This is a genomic window from Kitasatospora sp. NPDC004723 (assembly GCF_040609255.1).
GTDB lineage: Bacteria > Actinomycetota > Actinomycetes > Streptomycetales > Streptomycetaceae > Kitasatospora.
The window spans coordinates 1-17,883 of sequence record NZ_JBEXJT010000053.1; the positions used below are offsets into that span (position 1 = coordinate 1).

The window sequence follows — 17,883 nt, forward strand, 5'->3', positions numbered from 1 at the left end:
CCGGTCGTCCGTACGGACGACCGGGCCTCCGGGAGAGCACGATCAGGCCGGCCGGGATCAGGCCAGCGTGACCAGGTCGGCGTAGGCCGGGCTCCAGAGGTCCTCGACACCGTCCGGGAGCAGGATGATCCGCTCCGGCTGGAGCGCGTCGACCGCGCCCTCGTCGTGGGTGACCAGCACGACCGCCCCGGAGAACTCGTGCAACGCGCCGAGGATCTCCTCGCGGCTGGCCGGGTCCAGGTTGTTGGTCGGCTCGTCCAGCAGCAGCACATTGGCGCTGGAGACCACCAGGGTGGCCAGCGCGAGCCGGGTCTTCTCGCCGCCGGAGAGCACCCCGGCCGGCTTGTCGACGTCGTCCCCGGAGAACAGGAAGGAGCCGAGGATCTTGCGGACCTGGACGAGGTCCATGTCCGGCGCCGCCGAGCGCATGTTCTCCAGGACCGTGCGCTCCGCGTCCAGGGTCTCGTGCTCCTGGGCGTAGTAGCCGATCTTCAGGCCGTGGCCCGGGATCACCTCGCCGGTGTCCGGCTTCTCCACCCCGGCCAGCATCCGCAGCAGGGTGGTCTTGCCCGCGCCGTTGAGGCCCAGCACGACGACCCGCGAACCGCGGTCGATCGCCAGGTCGACGCCGGCGAAGATCTCCAGCGAGCCGTAGGACTTGGACAGGTCGCTGGCGGTCAGCGGGGTCTTGCCGCACGGCGCCGGGTCCGGGAAGCGCAGCTTGGCGACCTTGTCGTTGGCCCGCACCGTCTCCAGACCGGACAGCAGCTTCTCCGCCCGGCGGGCCATGTTCTGCGCGGCCACCGTCTTGGTCGCCTTGGCGCGCATCTTGTCCGCCTGCGCGTTCAGCGTGGCGGCCTTCTTCTCCGCGTTGGCCCGCTCGCGCTTGCGGCGCTTCTCGTCGTCCTCGCGCTGCTGCTGGTACTGCTTCCAGCCCATGTTGTAGACGTCGATGGCGGAGCGGTTGGCGTCCAGGTAGAAGACCTTGTTGACGACCGTCTCGACCAGGTCGACGTCGTGCGAGATGACGATGAAGCCGCCCTTGTAGGTCTTCAGGAAGTCCCGCAGCCAGGCGATCGAGTCGGCGTCGAGGTGGTTGGTCGGCTCGTCGAGCAGCAGCACGTCGGAGTCCGAGAACAGGATCCGGGCCAGCTCGACGCGGCGGCGCTGACCACCGGAGAGGGTGTGCAGCTGCTGGTTGAGGATGCGGTCCGGCAGGCCCAGCGCGGCGGCGATGGTGGCGGCCTCGGCCTCCGCGGCGTACCCGCCCTTGGTGAGGAACTCGGTCTCCAGGCGCGCGTACTTCTTCATCGCGTTGTCACGGGTGGCGCCCTTGCCGTTCGCCATCCGCTCCTCGTTCTCGCGCATCTTGCGCAGCACGCTGTCCAGGCCGCGGGCGGAGAGGATGCGGTCCTTGGCGAGCACGTCGAGGTCGCCGGTGCGCGGGTCCTGCGGCAGGTAGCCGACCTCGCCCGAGCGGGTCACCGTGCCCGCCGCCGGGATGCCCTCGCCGGCCAGCACCTTGGTGAGCGTGGTCTTCCCGGCGCCGTTGCGCCCGACCAGGCCGATCCGGTCACCGGGGGCGACCTTGAAGCTCGCGGACTCGATCAGGATCCGGGCGCCGGCACGCAGTTCGAGGCCGTTGGCGGAAATCATGGCTGGGTACTACTCCTGGGACGTGGGCGGGCGACCGGACAGGTCCGGACCCGGGACGGGAAGGGGGTCGTCGACGGGGCTCTGCGGGAACCGCGCGGGGGGCGGCGCCGCTCGCCCGTCACACCCCGGAGAAATCAGCCATGCCGGCAAGTCTAGCGGGCCGCACGAGCGACCCCGGAGAATTACCCGACCGGGGTACCCCACGACCCCGCGACTACTGCTCCCGCGCCTCCCGCGCCGTCTCCCCGGCGCAGCCGGTGACCGGACGGACGGCCGCGAACGGCTCGGCCGCGCTGCCGCAGGCCGCCTCGGGCGCCGCCGCCCAGGTGTCGAAGACCCTGGGCGTGACGATCGGCCCGTCCGAGATCAGCACCCGGCGCCCGTCCAGCGCCTTCATCGACACCCCCGGACCGGCGTTGAGCTGCCAGCCGGTGCTGTCCAGCCGGTAGCCGGAGATCCCGCCGGAGACCGGCTGCCCGCTGCCGTTGGTGCAGTTGCGCGGTACCAGCACCGCGTAGTCGGTGGCCACCGTGCCCACCGGGTCGTAGACGCAGCTGCCGGGCGGCTTGGAGTTGTAGCGCAGGTCACCGTCGGCGTCCCGGAAACCCATCGTCAGCTCCGGTGTGACCACCGCCACCCAGGGCGTGGACTCCCGGACGGTGTGCAGCGAGGCCGCGGCCCGCTCGGTGGCCAGCTGCTTGCGCTGCTCCTCGGTGCGCTTGTCGGCGCCGGGCTCGCCCGCGCCGCGCAGCCAGTCGGCCAGCCCGGGCACCGCGCGGTGCCAGCGCACCTGCTGGTCGCCCGGCCGCACCGAGGTGACCAGGCCGTCGTCCCAGACCACCACGGCGTTCTCCCCGGCCATCGAGAGGTAGAGCGCGGTGGCGCCCTCCCGGTGGTAGGACCAGGCGTGCTCGCCGGTGTCCCGGTGGTACGCCTCCAGGCCCGGGCCCACCCGCAGGTCCAGGGCGGCCGCGTCCAGGGAGGCGGTGGGGTCCGCGCTCGCGTCCGCGGCGCCCTTGGCGGCCACCCGGTCGCCGAACGGGACCGGCTTGTTGGCGTGCGCGGCGGCGCCCGCCACAAGGACCACCAGCACCGCCAGGGCAGGGAGGATCGATCGGGGGCTGAGGGCGCGCGACTTCCAGGACACGGGCGGAGCGTACCTTTCGCCGCCCGCGCGAGTCAGCCGGACTTTCCCGTAGGGCCGAACGGCCGAACCCCGCCCGCCGGTTCCCCCCGCCCCGCGCGCGACCGCCCGGCGACCTGCGCCGTCGGGCCCCCTCCGGCCGCCGCGGGCCCGGCAGGACGGCGCCGCGGTAGGGCTCCCAGGGGCGCCAGGACCGTTACGGAGGTGATACACGGCACACGGCGACGACGTTCGAATATCGCCCACTTTAGGGTGACATCCGGCATTTCCCCGCCCGGGCGTCCTACTGTCGGCGACAGGGCCGGCACCGTGCGTGCCCCTCCCCGTCCTGCTCCGCCCAGCCCGTGGCACCTGTCCGGGGCGCCGCCCGAGGAGACACCATGCGATTCGGCCGCCTGGCGCTCGCCGCCGCCACCCTGCTGCTGCTCACCACCGCCAGCGTCCCGGCCGGGACACCGCTGGGCCAGACCGAGCGGCACGCTCTCTCCTCCGACGCCGTCGCACCACGCGGTGCCGCCCCCCGCCCGCCGGTCCAGCGCCCGGCGCACGAGCCGCCGTTCGGGGCCTTCGTCGGCTCCTGGGACAGCTACATCCCGCAGATCGGCCGGTACGCGCAGTGGCTGGGCGACGCCAACCTCCAGGTCGGCCACACCTATCTGGCGGGCAACGGCTGGGCGGACATCGAGGGCGAGCCGGCGGTGCTCGCCATGTGGTCGCAGTGGAGGCAGACCGACCCGTCCCGGATGCTCGTGCTCGGCGTGCCGATGCTGGTGCCGAACGAGGCGGAGGTGCCGGACGGCGAGGTGGCCCGGCTGCTCGGCCAGGGCGCCCGCGGCGACTACGACCGGCACTTCCTCACCCTCGCCCGCCGACTGGTCGCCCTCGGCGGCGCGGACACCGTGATCACCCTCGGCTGGGAGATGAACGGCGTCACCTACACCCACCGCTGCAAGCCCGACCCGACCGCCTGGAAGACCTACTGGCGGCGGATCGTCACGGTGATGCGCTCGGTGCCCGGGCAGCGCTTCCGCTTCGACTTCGCGCCCAACCGCGGGCTGGACGCGATCCCGTGGACCAAGTGCTACCCGGGCGACGACATGGTCGACATCATCGGCATGGACAACTACGACCAGCCGGCCGGCGGCACCTTCGACGACTACGTGCGCGAGCCGTACGGACTGCAGGACCAGGTCGAGTTCGCGGCCAAGCGCGGCAAGCCGGTCTCGTACCCGGAGTGGGGGCTGTTCCGCAACGGGGACAACCCGGAGTTCGTGCAGCGGATGGTGGAGTGGATCCGCACCCACGACACCGCGTACCAGACCGTCACCGACTACTGTCCGCACGGCTTCTGGCAGTGCGACCGCAACCCGCGCTCCAGCGCCCGCTACCGGCAGCTGATGACGGGCTCGCAGGGCGCCCCGGAGCCGGCCCTGCCGACGGCTCCGACGGCCCCCACCGCGCCGGTCGCCCCCACCGCCCCCGCCGCGCCGGTGATGCCCGGGCAGCGGTAGCGGGGGCGGACGGGGTCAGCCGCGGCGACGGGCGGCGAGCGCCTCCTTGAGCCGCGGCGCCCGGGAGGCGAGCAGCCGCACCGCCGCCCGCCGGGCACGCACCGCCCCGCTCCGGGCCGCGGCCGCCGGGGCCGCGCCGCGCGGGCCGAACAGCAGCCGCTGGTTGGGCAGCTGGTCCGGACGCCAGCGCTGCTTGTACGGCTCCTGGCCGCGCAGCAGGCTTATCACCGGGATCCCGGCGCCGAGCGTCTCGTCCAGCGCGGCGCCGAACAGCAGGCCCGCGATGTCCAGCCGCTCCCGGAGCCCCGGGTGCGCGCCGTAGAGGTAGAGGCCGCTGAAGGACGGGCAGAGCAGCACCAGGTCGACGGCGACCAGTTCGCCGTCCAGCCAGAACCGGTGGACGGCCGCGCGACCGGTGGCGACCAGCCCGGCGGTGGACTCGGCGAGGTGGCGGCGAAACCGCTCGGTGCGGTGCTCCGGGGTCACGCCGCGCTCCTGCCACTGCAGGAAGTGCAGCCGCAGCAGCGCGTCCAGCGCCTCCGGCACCTCCTCCGGACCCGTCGCCCGCACCTCGACGCCCGACTCGGCGATCTTGCGCAGCTTGACCCGGCTGCGCTGGGCGGTCCTGCCCGGGACCCGCTTGAGCAGCTGGTCCATCGGGGCGGCCGGCAGGTACTGGCAGAGCGAGTCGGTGAACCGGCTGCGCCGGCCGCTCCACTGCTCGAAGACCCGCTGGACGGCGGCCTCCGGACGCACCTCGCGCAGCTCCAGGCTGTGCCACGGGCGGTCGAGCGGGAGGGCGGCGGCGAACTCGGCGGCGGCGCGCTCGGCGCAGTCGTCGTCGAGCAGGACGTCGGTGAAGTCGATCAGCCCGGCGCCCAGGCCGGTCAGACCGCCGAACGGGCCGCCGCGCCGGCGGAAGGCGCCCGCACCGACCAGCCGGCCGTCCCGGCGCACCAGGACCACCAGCAGGGCGCCGGGGCTGCCGTACTGGCGCCACCAGGAGCACTGCCAGGCGGCGGACTGGAAGAAGGTGGCCGTCGCGCAGCGGGCGACCAGGCCGTCCCACTCCTCGGCCAGGGAATCGAGGGCGTCGTCCTCGCGGCGCAGTTCGGTGGTCCAGCGGGCGGCGGCGCGGGGCTGGGCGGGGAGGCCGGTGGCGGAGGTGACGGCCCCGGTGCTCATCGCCCGCTCCGGGCGGGCGCCTTGGCCTTGACGGGCTCCGGCTCGGCGGGCTCCGGCTCCGCGGGCCCGGACGCCACGGTGGGCTCGGGCACCGCGGGCTCGGAGGTCACCGGCGCGGACTTCGCCGGCTCGGCGGCGCGCGGGCGCGGGGCGGTCGCGGTGGGCACCTCCCGGCCGGCGGGCCCGGCCGGCACCTCGGACTCGGCAGGCGCAGGCGACTCGACGGGCCCGGCCGTCTCGACCGGCGCGACGGACTCGGCGGGCGCCTCCCCGTCGGCGGACGCGGTGTTCCGGCGGCGGGTCATCATCACCAGTGCCCCGATCAGCACCCCGGCCGCACCGCCGACCGCGACGTCCAGCCTGCCCGAGGGCGTGGTCGGCTTGGCGGGCTCCGCGGCGGCGGCCAGCGGGACCAGCCGCACACCGCTCTCCCTGCTGCTGCTGTTGGCGAAGGCGACCAGCGAGCGGGCCACCGCGTCCGCCGCCCGGACGGCCTCCTCCGGCCGGGGTCCGGTCCCGGTGATCTCGATCATCGGGGCGTCCGGCGAGGTGGTGCCGTGCACCAGGGACTGCAGCTTGCCCAGCCCGTGCCCGGTCTCGGCGGCGGCCGCCGCGAGCACCTGCGGCTGGCCGGCCAGCCGGCCGTACGCCTGGGCGAAGCTCACCGCGGTGGCGCCCTCGCCCTGGGTCTCGGGCACCACGATCACATAGGAGTTGGCGGCGTACGAGGGGTGGGCGACGAGGGCGTACCCGGCGCCGGCGACGGCGCCCAGCGGCACCGCGAGGACCACCGGCCACCAGCGGCCGACCAGCCGGCGGGCACTTCTGATCGCTTCGGTCATGGGGGACTCCTTGACTATGAGGGCCGCCCGGCCGGCGGCCCGGCGTCTGCGGGGGTGCGCCCGGCCCGGCCCCGGGCCAGCCGGTCGTAGAGGGCGCCGAGTTCGGCGGCCACCCGGACGATGTCGTAGTGGCCGACCGCGGCGGGCCGGGGCAGCGGGTCGGGGCCGGGCGCACCGAGGCCGCACAGCTGGCGCAGCGCGGCCGTGTACGCGGCGGCCTCGGAGGGGATCCGGCGGGCCTGCGGGGCGGCGCCGGGCGGAAGTTCGTCCAGCGCCGGACAGGCGCTGTGCCGCACCGGAAGGCCGGCCGCGAGCCCCTCCAGCACCCCGAGGCCGAAGGTCTCCTCGGTGGAGGGGGCGGCGAGCACGTCCAGGGCGGTGAGCAGATCGGGCACGTCGTCGCGCTCGCCGGTGAGCACCAGGCGGTCGCGGACGCCGAGGCCGGCGGCCCGCCGCTCCAGGGCGGACCGCTCGGGGCCCTCGCCGACCAGCACCAGGCGGGCCGCGCCGTCCAGCCCGGCCAGCGCCTCCAGCAGAACGTGGAAGCGCTTGCCCGGGACCAGCCGGCCGATCCCGCCGATCACCCGGCCCCCCTGCGGCAGGCCGAGTTCGGCGCGCACCCGGGCCCGGGTGGCGGCCCGGTCGGCGGGCGGACGCCGGTAGCGGGCGGCGTCGATGCCGTTCGGGATCAGCTCGACCCTGGCCGGGGGGACGCCCCAGGCGTGCAGGGTCTGGGCCACCTGCCGGGAGACCGCGACGGTGGTGGTGCCGAGGCGTTCGCCGGCCAGGTAGAGACCCTTGACGCCGCGGGTGACCGGCCGGCCCTCGATCACCCCGGGGTGCAGCGAGTGCTCGGTGGCGACCACCGCCCGCACCCCGGCCAGCCGGGCGGCGAGCCGGCCGTACAGCCCGGCCCGGTAGAGGTGGGTGTGCACCAGGTCGTAGCGCCCGGCCCGGACCCGGCGGGCCAGCCGGGGCAGCGCGCCGACGTCCCGGTTGCCGCGCATACCGAGGTGGTGGACGGTGACGCCCTCGGCGCGCAGCGCGGCGGCCACCGCACCGGGGTTGGTCAGCGCCAGCACCTCGCAGTGCTGGTGGGGCGGCAGATGGCGGAGCAGCAGCTGGAGCTGGCGCTCCGCCCCACCGGACGCCAACCCGGTGACGATGTGCAGGATCCTCACCGCTACCTGGCCCCGGGCCGGTTCTCGGGTTCGGCGAGGCGCTGGCGGAGGTCGGCGACGGTGTCCCGCAGGCGGTGGCGGCCACGCTTGGCGCGCAGGCGCCAAGCGCCGTCGCGGTCGCCGACGTAGCAGCGCGGCAGGGCGTACCGGCCGGTGAGCGGGGAGTGCGCGATCGCGCAGGCGTAGTCGTAGCCCGCGTCCCGGACGGCCTGGGTGGCGGCCTGGTCGACGGCGCCGTACGGGTAGCAGAAGCCGGTCACCGGGCCGCCGACCACCTCCTCCAGGACCCGCCGGCTCTCCCGGGTCTGGGCGGCGAGCACATCGGCGGGCAGTCCGGCCAGCGCCCGGTGGCCGAGGCCGTGCGAGCCGATCTCCCAGCCCGCGGCGGCGAGGTCGGTGACCTCCTGGACGGTGAGCAGGGTCTTCCGGGGGCCCTCGGTGTCCCAGTCGTTGGCGCGGCCGAGCAGGTCGGCGACCACGTACGCGGTGGCGGCGAAGCCGTACGCCTGGAGGATCGGCACGGCGTAGCGGGCGAAGTCGGCGTAGCCGTCGTCGAAGGTGAGGCCGACCAGTTTGTCGGCCCGCCCGGCCGCCCTGGCCCGCATCAGCTCCCGGACCGAGACCCCGCGCCATCCGCGCCGGTGCAGCCAGGCGATCTGCTCGGCGAACCGTTCGGGGCTGACGGTCAGCTGGTACGGGTCCTCCTTCTCGACGGCCACCGAGTGGTACATCAGGATCCACGGCGAGGTGGTGTCGGTGACCGGCGTCCCGGGCAGCGGGCGCCGGCTTCTGGGCAGGTGGGTCGGCGGTCTGCGGCTGCCGGAGCGCGGCGTGCCGGTCCGTGGCGGGTCGGCACGTGGTGGTTCGGTGCGCGGTGGCTCGGTGCGCCGACCGCCGGCCGCCGGCGCGGCGGGGCGGCGTGCGCCCGACGGGAACGACCGGACTGATCCCCGTTCAGCATCCATGGGGAGGCTTCCCTTCATCGGCGACAGGTGACGGGCCGGGGACCGGCCCCAGGACCCGGAGGGCGGCACGGACCGGACCGCGCACCTCGCGGGCACCGAGGCCGGTGCCCAGGGCGGCGAAGGCCAGCGCGACGGTGAGGCCGCCGAGCGCGGTGGACAGCAGGGGGTCGGCGGCGAGGCGGGCGGCGGGCGTGCCGAGCGCGGCGGCGCCGGCGGCGGTGGCCAGCAGCCGGGCGTGGCCGCCGAGGACCCGCCGCAGCCGCAGCGGGATGCCGCGCAGGACCAGGCCGTGCAGCAGCAGTGCCGCGGTGCCGGTGATGCCGGCCGCGTTGCCGGCGGCCAGTCCGAGGGCGCCGAACCGGGGGGTGGCGAGCACCCCGACGACGACGGTGACGACCAGGCCGAGCGCCATGGCGGCGGCCGGGTACCAGTCGAGCAGCCGGCGGCCGCCGTCCTCGGGACGGGGGTCGCCGGCCCGGCGGACCACCGGGCGCAGCGAGAAGTAGGGGCGGATCATCACGCCGATCAGCGTCTGGGCGAGCAGCCCGAAGCTGTAGACCCGGATGACGGCGGCGGTGGCGGCGGTGTCGCGGGGGCCGAAGGCGCCGCGTTCGAAGAGCAGCGCGACCACCGAGGGGGCGCAGGCCATCAGGAAGGCGGTGCCGAGCAGGACGACGGCCGCCGCCTGGCCGAGGTCCTTCTCCACCCGGTCGCGGGCGGCGGTGAGGTCCCCGGCGGCGAGCGCCCGGGCGACCAGCGGGAAGGTCACGGTGCAGATCAGGATCCCGGCGGTCATGGCCAGTTGGGAGACCTTGGCGGCGTAGTTGAGGTGCGAGATGGTGCCGGGCGGCAGCGCCGAGCCGAGGAACCGCTCGATGAAGACCTGGGCCTGGCGGGTCAGGGTGAACACGCCGACCGGCAGCAGGGCGAGCGGGATCAGCACCAGGGCGTTGCGGGAGCGGCGGGCGGCGCGGCCGGGTCGTCCGGTGCCCGCCCGCAGCCGGCGCAGGAACGGTCCGACCAGCAGGCCGGCCATCAGCAGGCTGCCGAAGGCCACGCCGATCGCGGCGGCGCGCACGCCCCACAGCGCGTGGCAGGTGAGCAGCACGCCGAGGATGCCGAGGTTGTAGGCGACGTAGATGCCGGCCGGCGCGGTGAACCGGTGGTGGGCGCGCAGCGCGGCGGCGAGGTAGCCGGCCACGCCGAACGGCAGGACGGTGATCGCGGTGATCCGGGTGCAGGTGACGGCGAGCCCGGGGTCGGCCAGGCCGGGGGCGAGCAGGTCGACGAGCCGGGGGGCGCCGAGCGCGGCGCCCAGCGAGAGGGTGGACAGGGCGAGCAGCAGCCAGGGCAGGGTGGCGCGGACCAGTTGGCGGACCGGGTCGGGGCCGTCGGGGCGCTCCTCGCGGAGCACCAGGGCGAGCGCGAAGGCGGGCACCATGAGGAAGGACATGGCGTCCTCGATGAGCAGCGGCGCTGCGGTCTCGGGGACGGTCCAGGCGACGAGGAAGGCGTCGGTGCCCTGGTTGGCGCCGAAGTAGCGGGCGAGCAGGAGGTCGCGGAGCAGGCCGAGGGCGGAGCCGGCGGCGCTGAGGACGGCGGTGACGCCGAAGGCCTTGGCGAGGAAGCCGCGGCGCGGGCCAGCGGCGGCCGGCGCCGGCCGGGGGGCGGGCAGCGGGGCGGAACTGAGCGCGGTGGACCGGTCCGTGGTCATGCCGCGGCCCCGCGGGGGCGGGCCGCGTGGGCGGCGAGGCCGAGGACGACGGAGGTCAGCACGGTGGTGGTGCCGCCGATGTCGGAGTAGAGGAAGTCGACCAGGACCCAGGTGAGCAGGGCGAGGGCGGCGAGGCCGGGGCCGCGGGCGGTGCGCAGGCAGCCGAGGAGCAGGCCGAGGAAGAGCAGGCCGTAGGCGGCGATGCCGATGAGTCCCTGTTCGCTGAGCACCAGGAAGTACATGTTGTGCGGGGAGAGCAGCGGTTCGCGCTGGAAGCCGATGGTGGCGTCGGCGGCGTCGCTGCCGGAGGAGAGCCGCAGCGGGGCGTGGCTGTCGCGCAGTCGCTGGAAGGCCTTGGGACCGGCGCCGGAGACGGGGTGGTCCTGCCAGATCCGTCCGGCGGTGGCCCACAGGTCGTAGCGGTCGGAGACCGACTGGTCGGGGGCCTCGGAGACGGAGCCGATGGAGGTGAGCCGGGCGGTGACGCCGGAGCCGCCGAGGCCGAACCCGCCGACCAGGACGACGACGGCGGCCGTGCCGAGGACGGCGGAGCGGACGGCGAGCCGGGCGTCGGCGCGCAGCAGCAGGACGGCGGCGGCCGCGGCGGTGGCGATCCAGCTGCCGCGACTGAAGGAGACGGCGAGCGGGAAGGTGAGGAAGGCGGCGGCGGCGAACAGCGCCCGCCGCAGCCGGGCGTCGCCCTCGGCCCCGCGTTCGGCGAGGGCGAGGGCCAGGGCGGCGAGCAGTCCGTAGCTGACGACGGTGGACATCGCCATGATGTCGAGGGCGCCGAAGGTGCCGACGGCGCGGATCGGGCGGCCGGTGTAGGAGGCGCCGGTGCCGGTGAGGAACTGGTGGGCGCCGACCAGTCCCTGGATCAGCGCGGCGATCACGAAGGAGCCGAGCACGAGCCGCTGGTCGGTGCGGTCGCGCAGGGCGCACAGCACGGCGGCCGGGACGAGCACGAAGACCTGGGTGAGCCGGACGAAGCCGGTGAGGCTGGTCGCCGGGTCGATCGAGCCGACGGTCGCGACGGCGGCGGCCAGCACGATCGCGCCGAAGCGGACGGCGTCGGCCCGCCCGATCGCGGGGGTGCGCCCGCGCAGCAGGTTCACGGCGGTGAGCGCGACCAGGGCGAGCGAGGCGAGGTCGGCGGCGGTGACGTGGACGGCGGCGGCGACGTCCTTCTCCCCGGTGGGCACGCAGACCAGCAGCACGGTGGCGGCGGCCAGCAGGCTGGGGCGTCGGTGGACGACGCCCCCCGCGCGCCGTAACAGCCTGGCGGGGCGCGGGGGTGCGGCGAGGGTCAGGGCCACGGAGTTGATCAGCTCCCGTCCGGGTGGAGCATGAGGACCGCGGTGCGGCACAGGATCTTGACGTCCTGCCAGAGGCTCCAGCTCTCGATGTAGCGGTTGTCGAAGCGGGCCCGGTCCTCGATCGAGGTGTCCCCGCGCAGGCCGTTGACCTGGGCGAGGCCGGTGAGGCCGACCGGGACGCGGTGGCGGTCCGCGTACTCGGGGTAGGCCTGGCTGAACCGCATGACGAAGTAGGGGCGTTCGGGGCGGGGGCCGACCAGGCTCATGTCGCCGCGCAGCACGTTCCACAGTTGCGGGAGCTCGTCGAGGGAGCTGCGGCGCATGAGCCGGCCGACGGCGCCCATCCGGTGGTCCTGGGAGATGTTCCAGCGGGTGGCGGACTCGTGCTCGTTGCTCGGCCGCAGGGTGCGGAACTTGAGGAGGGTGAAGACCCGGCCGTCGAGCCCGGTGCGCTGCTGGCGGAAGAGGACGCCGGGGCCGGTGTCGAAGCGGACGGCGAGCGCGCACAGGGCGAGCACCGGCGCGAGCAGCAGCAGGCCGATCGCGGCGGCGGTCACGTCCAGGGTCCGCTTGGCGGCCCAGCCGGGGCGGCGCATCGCGGCGCGGCCGACCCGCAGGCAGGGGAAGCCCCAGAGCTGGTCGGCGCCGGCCAGCCGCCCGGCGGCGAGCGAGCCGTACTCGCGCAGCGCCGGGACCAGCCAGACCTGGCAGCCGAGCCGGGCGGCGTCGCGCAGGGTGGCGGCGGTCTCGGCCTCGTCGGCGGCGCCGGCGGTGGCGACCACGTGCTGGACGCGGTGGCGGCGGACCTCGCGCTCCAGGACCTCCCGGCCGCCGAGCACGGGCAGGTCGGTGTCGCCGGCGAGCAGCGGCGGGTCGGCGTCGAGGAAGCCGACCGGGCGCATCCCGTACTCGCCGCGCTCGCTGAGGGCGGCGGCGACCCGGCGGCCGAGCCGGCCGGCGCCGAGCACCAGGACGGCGCTGGGGCGGCTGCGGCGGATCCGGCGCACCAGGTGGTAGAGGACGGCGCGACCGCAGACGGAGAGCACCAGTTGGGTGCCGAGCAGGACGGTGAGCCGGGCCGGGGTGGCCGGGCCGTAGTCGGGCCAGTGGCCCTCCAGGCAGCCGGCCAGGCTGATCGCGAAGGCGGCGGCGACCAGTGCCCGCGCGGTGAGGGCGGGCAGTTCGTCGAGCACGGAGAGGGTCAGGCGGGTGCGGTAGAGGCCGCCGGCCAGGTTGAGCAGGATCAGCAGGGGCAGCAGCGCGGCGACACCGAGCAGCGGCGCGACCCGGACGGCCGGGTCGAGCACGCGGTTGGCGGTGCCGGTGGCGGTGCACAGGGCGAGGGCGTCGACGGCGACCAGGGCGGCGGGCAGCGCGAGCCGGGCGCGGACCGGGCGGCGGTGCCGGTGGACCGGCGGGGCGCTGCGGATCCGGTCGGCGTGCGTCGGACGGTCGAGCAGCCCGGTGGCGGGGCGGCGCGGGCCGGCCAGGGTCCGGCCGGGCCGTGGCACGCTGTCGTGATCAATGGTCATCGGCGGACGAACTCCCCTGCTGTGTGCCCGGGGTGACGGCGGTCCGGTACCCGATGGCCCGGGGTGGCCGTCCAGGCCCGGTGAGCGCGGTCCTGACAGCACCTGCTACCGCTGGCGACTTTCGGTTTTCTCGCGAATTCCCGGCGTGAAATCGAAACGAAGCAGGCATAATCAGACGTTACCGAAAACCGGCTTGAATGCTGGAAGTTGACTTGCCGTTTCATTCCAGCCGCCCATTAATAGGTATTTCCGATTTGGCCCCCACACTCACAACCGGTGGAGGGTGCGAATACGGCAGCGCCGGAGCGGCGGGGCATTCACGGCATGTGAAACGATCAGATCCGCTGCGGGACACGGGCGCGGCGCCGCCCGGGCACCCGCCCGGCGCCCAGCAGGTCACGGTAGAGCGCGTCGACCTGTTCGACGACCGATCGAACGTCATGACGGGCCGCGGCGTGCTCGCGCAGCCGGGTGCCGCGCCGCTCGCATTCGATCGGATCGGACAGCGCTTCGGCCATTCGGGTGATGAGCGCGGACACGTCCTCGGACGGCACCAGGGCGGACGCGCGTTCGGACGGCGGCAGGCACTCACGGGCCCCCGGCACATCGGTCAGCAGCACCGGCCGGGCGCAGGCCATCGCCTCCAGCGGGGCCAGCGCCATGCCCTCCCAGCGCGAGGGCAGCACCACCAGGTCGGCCGCGGCCAGCCAGGGCCTCGGGTCGGCGACGTCGCCGACCAGCCGGACCCGGGACGGCCCGGCGCCCTCCTGGGCCATGGCGGCCAGCCGGGCCTCCTCCGGGCCGCCGCCGACCAGCGCCAGCCGGGCGCCCGGCACCCGGCGTCGCACCTCGGGCCAGGCGGTGAGCAGGACGTCCTGCCCCTTCTGGCGGCAGAGCCGGCCCACGCAGACCGCGAGCGGTCCGGCCGGCTCCAGGCCGAGCGCGATCCGGGCGGCCCGGCGGTCGGCGGGCGCGTAGTGGCGCACGTCCACGCCGTTGGGCACCACCGCCCAGTCGGCGTGCAGGCCGGCCGCGACACCGTCGGCCCGCTCCTGGACGGAGACGCAGAGCAGCCGGTGCGCCCAGCGGGTCGCGTACCGCTCCCAGCGCAGGGTGGCCGCGGCGAGCGGGCCGTCGACGGCGGCGAAGGACCAGGCGTGCGGCTGGAAGACGGTCGGCACCGCGCCGCGCACGGCCAGCCGGCCGGCCAGTCCGGCCTTGGCGCTGTGCAGGTGGACCAGGTCGGGCCCGGCGGCCCGGACGATCCGGCGCAGCCGCCAGGCCTCGGCGGCGGTGGTGGCGGGGCCGGGCGAGCGCCGGGCCGGCCAGTCGCGGACCAGCGCGCCGGCCGCGGCGGCCTCCTCGGCGAGCCGGCCGCCGGCGGGGCAGGCGACCAGCACCCGGTGGCCGGCCGCGCGCTGGCCGCGGACCAGGTCGACCACGACGCGGGCCACTCCGCCGTCGACGGGCTGGGAAATGTGAAGGATCGTCATATGCACGGCGGCGAGCCTAGGGTGGCCGCACCGCGGCCGGCCGCCGTCGTCACCCGCAGGTGGCGGGGCGTCCACCCGTACGGCACGCCGCTCGTACGGGTGGACGAACTCGTCGAATCCCTGGACGAGTTGAGGGTGGGATCCGGAAGGCCGGAACCCGCCGGGGCCAGGCCCTGTCTCTTGGATTCTGTCGGCCCCGGCAAGGATCCAGGAGACAGGGCCTAACGCACCACGGCGGCCAGGTTGGTGAGCACCTCGTCGTGGATCCGGTTCAGGCCCTTGGGCGCGAAGGTGCGCTCGAAGAAGCCGCCGATGCCGGTGGCGCCCTGCCAGGTGGCCGTGACGGTGACCTTCGAGCGGCCCTCGCCGGCCGCCGCGACGGTCCAGGTGATCACCATGCTGGAGTTGGCGTCCTTCTCCACCAGCTGGTCCGGGCGCGGCGCCGAGACGGTGAACAGGCAGTCGCGGATGCGCTTCTCGGTGGCCTGCAGCTTCCAGTGCACCTGGGTACCGGCACCGGTGCCGCCGACCCGGACCTCGTACTCGCTGTACTGCGCGGGCAGCAGCTTGGGGCGGGTCACCTGGTAGTCGGCCAGGGCCTCGTACACCCGCTCGGGGGCCGCGTCGTAGACCCGCTCGGTGGTGGCCTGCACCTGTCCCATGGTCGTGCTCTCCTGTCACGGTCGTCCGGCGCCCGGTGGCCCGGCTCGCGGTCGCCCGGCGCCGGGTGGTCGTCGGGGTGGTACCGGCAAGCCAATCACAGCGGGCCGTCGGCGGCGGGCGGCGCCCTCCCCGGCGGAGCGGGCGTTAGGGTGGCGGGTGTGCTCGAACAGGTGACAGCAGTGCGATACGTCGACCCGCTGCGGGCCGGCGGTTCCGTTCCCGGCGTGGTGGAGACCGACGACCTGGGCACCTACGTGGTGAAGTTCACCGGGGCCGCCCAGGGACGCAAGGCGCTGGTGGCGGAGGTGATCGTCGGCGAACTGGCGCGGCGGCTCGGCCTGCGGGTTCCCGAGCTGCGGCTGGTCGACTTCGACCCGGCGGTCGCCGACGGCGAGCCGGACCCCGAGGTCCAGGACATCCTGCGGGCCAGCCGCGGGATCAACCTCGGCATGGACCTGCTGCCCGGCTCCCGCGACTTCCGGCCCGGCATGATCGACGTCGACCCGGTCGAGGCCGGCCGGGTGATCTGGCTGGACGCGCTCACCGGGAACGTCGACCGGACGGTGCACAACCCCAACCTCATGGTCTGGCACGGCAGGCTCTGGCTGATCGACAACGGCGCCGCGCTGGTCTTCCACCACCGCTGGTCCGGCGCCGAGGCGTCCGTCGGCAAGCGCTACGACCTCAGCGCGCACGCCCTCGGCGGGTACCGGCCGGACGTCCGGCTGGCCGACGAGGAGCTCGGGCCGCTGGTCACGGTCGGGCTGCTGGAGGAGGTGGTCGCGCTGGTGCCGGACGCCTGGCTGGCCGACGAGCCGGGGTTCGACTCGGTCGGGGAGCTGCGCCGGGCCTATGTGAACCAGCTGGCGGCGCGGGCGGTGCTCTCCGGCGAATGGCTGCCGGAGGGGTTCTCCACCCCCGAGCAGCTGCGCGAGGCGGAGCAGCGGCGGGCCGCGCGGAGCAGGGCCGGGCGGCCGGCCTGGCTGCAGGAGGTGCCGGACCTGCACGGCAAGCCGTCGGTGGAGACGGTCTGGGAGCACCACTTCGAGTGATCCGGGCCCGTGGGCCGGCCCGTAGGACGGCACGGGGGACGACAAACGGAACGGGGGCGGGACTCGAAGTCCCGCCCCCGTCGCCGTGACTCAGGGTGTCAACCGGTCAGCGCCGGTTCACCGCCACCACTGGGCCGCCTTCTCGGCGTTGATGATGCCGGCGCCGTAGAAGCCGTTGTCGTCCGCGCCGCCCTCGCAGGTGGCGGTCCACTCGCCGGCGCCGCCCGGGTTGTACGGGGCCGACGGGCAGGCGTGCGACTCGGCCTGGTTGGTGAGCAGCTCGGTCAGCTCGTCCGCGCTGGCCCACGGGTGGGTGCTGGCGAGCAGGGCGAGCACGCCGGCGGCGTGCGGCGAGGCCATCGAGGTGCCCTGCATGTAGCCGTACTTGCCGCCCGGGATGGTGGACAGCACGCGGCCGTTCTTGTCCGGGGTGTTCGGGATCTGGTAGCGGCGGTCGCCACCGGGGGCGGCCACGGTGACCTTGCCCTTGCCGTAGCTGGAGTAGTACGACTTCTCGCCGTTGACGCCCACCGAGGAGACCGCGACGACGCCGTCCAGCTCGGTCGGCAGGTTCAGGCAGTCCTGGGTGATCGGGCGCTCGACCGGGGTGGTGTCGTCCGGGCTGGCGACGTCCTTGGTCTTGTGGGCGAGGTCGATGTTCTCGTTGCCCGCCGCGGCGACGTTGAGGACGCCCTTGCGCTGCGAGAACTCGACGGCGCGGCGGACGGCGGTGGAGATCGCCGCCTGGTCGGCGTCGTTCTGGCAGTTGAACATCCACGGGTCGACGAAGTAGCTGTTGTTCGTGACCTTGAACTTGTGCTCACCGGCCCAGACGAAGCCGCAGATGGCGTACTCCGGGTAGATGAAGCCGCCGTCGTCGACGACCTTCACCGCGGCGAGCTTGACGTTCGGGGCGATGCCCTCGATGCCCTTGCCGTTCTTGGCGGCGGCGATGGTGCCGGCCACGTGGGTGCCGTGGTCGCCGTCGACGCCCGGCTGCCAGGCCTCCCAGGCGGTGTTCGGCTTGCCACCGTCGATGCAGGAGACCGACTGCGAGGCGTCGACGTTGGCGGCGAGGTCCTCGTGGGTGCCGTCGATGCCGGAGTCCAGCACGCCGACGGTGACCTTGTTGCTGCCCAGGGACAGCTTGTGGGCCTTGTCCACGCCGATCTGGCGCATGTCCCACTGGTTGGCCCAGAGGGGCTCCTCGCCCGCGACGGCGGAGGCGGCCGGGGCGTCGACGACCTCGGCGACCCGGTCCTCGGAGGCGGTGATGCCCTTGGTGCGGCTGGCACCGACCGACTCGACGCCCTTGGCCTGCCGCAGCTTGGCGGCGAACTGGGTGTCGTTCGAGCGGGCGATCACCACGCCGATCTGCTCGTAGGAGTACACGACGGTGCCGCCGAGGGACGTGACCGCCTTCTCGACCTTCTGCACCTGGCCGTGGTTGGCCTTGGTGTTGACGACGTAGCTGAGCAGCGGACCGGTCGTCGACTGCGACCCGGAGGCGGCGACGGCGGTGCCGGTCGGCAGCGCGAGGGCGCCGGCGGTGGCGAGGACGAGACCCACCGCCGCATACCGGGTCCGGCTGATCCGAGGAACACTCATAGGGGTTGGCCCTCCCGAGTC

14 protein-coding genes are annotated in these 17,883 nt (G+C 74.9%); 2 read left to right on the top strand and 12 right to left on the bottom strand.

Features of this window, described 5'->3' with window-relative positions:
- Positions 1-57 precede the first annotated feature (57 nt).
- Together ABZW10_RS33185 and ABZW10_RS33190 are read right to left on the bottom strand one after the other, a co-directional pair.
- The gene (locus tag ABZW10_RS33185; protein WP_355373543.1) at positions 58-1,656 is read right to left on the bottom strand and encodes an ABC-F family ATP-binding cassette domain-containing protein; all 1,599 of its coding nucleotides are present in this window, start codon (positions 1,654-1,656) and stop codon (positions 58-60) included.
- A 214-nt stretch (positions 1,657-1,870) separates the two neighbouring features.
- Entirely contained in the window at positions 1,871-2,803 is a 933-nt protein-coding gene (locus tag ABZW10_RS33190; RefSeq protein WP_355373546.1) for a hypothetical protein, read from the bottom strand.
- A gap of 377 nt (positions 2,804-3,180) precedes the next feature.
- Here ABZW10_RS33190 and ABZW10_RS33195 point away from each other — a divergent pair, with 377 nt between their 5' ends.
- Complete coding sequence (locus ABZW10_RS33195) at positions 3,181-4,311, top strand: glycosyl hydrolase (protein ID WP_355373549.1); 1,131 nt, start codon at positions 3,181-3,183, stop codon at positions 4,309-4,311.
- A gap of 15 nt (positions 4,312-4,326) precedes the next feature.
- Here the strand turns inward: ABZW10_RS33195 and ABZW10_RS33200 are convergent, their stop codons facing one another.
- The 9 genes from ABZW10_RS33200 to ABZW10_RS33240 all read right to left on the bottom strand — a co-directional run bounded on the left by ABZW10_RS33200 (position 4,327) and on the right by ABZW10_RS33240 (position 15,201).
- Positions 4,327-5,496: a GNAT family N-acetyltransferase gene (locus ABZW10_RS33200; RefSeq protein ID WP_355373552.1), complete on the bottom strand. Its 1,170-nt coding sequence runs from the start codon at positions 5,494-5,496 to the stop codon at positions 4,327-4,329.
- A complete protein-coding gene (locus tag ABZW10_RS33205; protein ID WP_355373554.1) occupies positions 5,493-6,338 on the bottom strand; it encodes a hypothetical protein in 846 nt (281 codons plus the stop codon). Before ABZW10_RS33205 ends, ABZW10_RS33200 begins: the two co-directional genes overlap by 4 nt.
- A gap of 14 nt (positions 6,339-6,352) precedes the next feature.
- Positions 6,353-7,519, bottom strand: coding sequence for a glycosyltransferase (locus tag ABZW10_RS33210; RefSeq protein ID WP_355373557.1), 1,167 nt, complete (start codon positions 7,517-7,519; stop codon positions 6,353-6,355).
- Between the two features lie 2 nt (positions 7,520-7,521).
- Complete coding sequence (locus tag ABZW10_RS33215; RefSeq protein WP_355373560.1) at positions 7,522-8,484, bottom strand: polysaccharide deacetylase family protein; 963 nt, start codon at positions 8,482-8,484, stop codon at positions 7,522-7,524.
- Complete coding sequence (locus tag ABZW10_RS33220) at positions 8,474-10,198, bottom strand: lipid II flippase MurJ (protein ID WP_355373562.1); 1,725 nt, start codon at positions 10,196-10,198, stop codon at positions 8,474-8,476. The genes ABZW10_RS33215 and ABZW10_RS33220 overlap by 11 nt, the downstream gene beginning before the upstream one ends.
- Positions 10,195-11,514, bottom strand: coding sequence for an O-antigen ligase family protein (locus ABZW10_RS33225; protein ID WP_355373565.1), 1,320 nt, complete (start codon positions 11,512-11,514; stop codon positions 10,195-10,197). Before ABZW10_RS33225 ends, ABZW10_RS33220 begins: the two co-directional genes overlap by 4 nt.
- Before the next feature lie 8 nt (positions 11,515-11,522).
- Positions 11,523-13,046, bottom strand: a complete 1,524-nt coding sequence (locus tag ABZW10_RS33230; RefSeq protein WP_355373568.1) for an exopolysaccharide biosynthesis polyprenyl glycosylphosphotransferase — start codon at positions 13,044-13,046, stop codon at positions 11,523-11,525.
- A gap of 335 nt (positions 13,047-13,381) precedes the next feature.
- A complete protein-coding gene (locus ABZW10_RS33235; RefSeq protein ID WP_355373571.1) occupies positions 13,382-14,539 on the bottom strand; it encodes a glycosyltransferase in 1,158 nt (385 codons plus the stop codon).
- A gap of 221 nt (positions 14,540-14,760) precedes the next feature.
- Entirely contained in the window at positions 14,761-15,201 is a 441-nt protein-coding gene (locus ABZW10_RS33240) for an SRPBCC family protein (protein ID WP_355373574.1), read from the bottom strand.
- Positions 15,202-15,360: 159 nt separating this feature from the next.
- On the opposite strand from ABZW10_RS33240, the gene ABZW10_RS33245 reads away from it, so the two are divergent.
- Positions 15,361-16,254 carry a HipA family kinase gene (locus ABZW10_RS33245; protein WP_355373576.1) on the top strand — a complete coding sequence of 298 codons (894 nt, stop codon included), beginning with the start codon at positions 15,361-15,363 and terminating at the stop codon, positions 16,252-16,254.
- Positions 16,255-16,371: 117 nt separating this feature from the next.
- Here ABZW10_RS33245 and ABZW10_RS33250 read toward each other — a convergent pair whose 3' ends face one another.
- Positions 16,372-17,862, bottom strand: a complete 1,491-nt coding sequence (locus ABZW10_RS33250) for a S8 family serine peptidase (RefSeq protein WP_355373579.1) — start codon at positions 17,860-17,862, stop codon at positions 16,372-16,374.
- Positions 17,863-17,883: the final 21 nt, after the last annotated feature.

Coding starts and splice junctions, on each gene's coding strand:
- ABZW10_RS33250 (WP_355373579.1), bottom strand. CDS start 17,862: ATGAGTGTTCCTCGGATCAGCCGGACCCGGTATGCGGCGGTGGGTCTC.
- ABZW10_RS33240 (WP_355373574.1), bottom strand. CDS start 15,201: ATGGGACAGGTGCAGGCCACCACCGAGCGGGTCTACGACGCGGCCCCC.
- ABZW10_RS33200 (WP_355373552.1), bottom strand. CDS start 5,496: ATGAGCACCGGGGCCGTCACCTCCGCCACCGGCCTCCCCGCCCAGCCC.
- ABZW10_RS33185 (WP_355373543.1), bottom strand. CDS start 1,656: ATGATTTCCGCCAACGGCCTCGAACTGCGTGCCGGCGCCCGGATCCTG.
- ABZW10_RS33195 (WP_355373549.1), top strand. CDS start 3,181: ATGCGATTCGGCCGCCTGGCGCTCGCCGCCGCCACCCTGCTGCTGCTC.
- ABZW10_RS33215 (WP_355373560.1), bottom strand. CDS start 8,484: ATGGATGCTGAACGGGGATCAGTCCGGTCGTTCCCGTCGGGCGCACGC.
- ABZW10_RS33230 (WP_355373568.1), bottom strand. CDS start 13,046: ATGACCATTGATCACGACAGCGTGCCACGGCCCGGCCGGACCCTGGCC.
- ABZW10_RS33235 (WP_355373571.1), bottom strand. CDS start 14,539: ATGACGATCCTTCACATTTCCCAGCCCGTCGACGGCGGAGTGGCCCGC.
- ABZW10_RS33205 (WP_355373554.1), bottom strand. CDS start 6,338: ATGACCGAAGCGATCAGAAGTGCCCGCCGGCTGGTCGGCCGCTGGTGG.
- ABZW10_RS33220 (WP_355373562.1), bottom strand. CDS start 10,198: ATGACCACGGACCGGTCCACCGCGCTCAGTTCCGCCCCGCTGCCCGCC.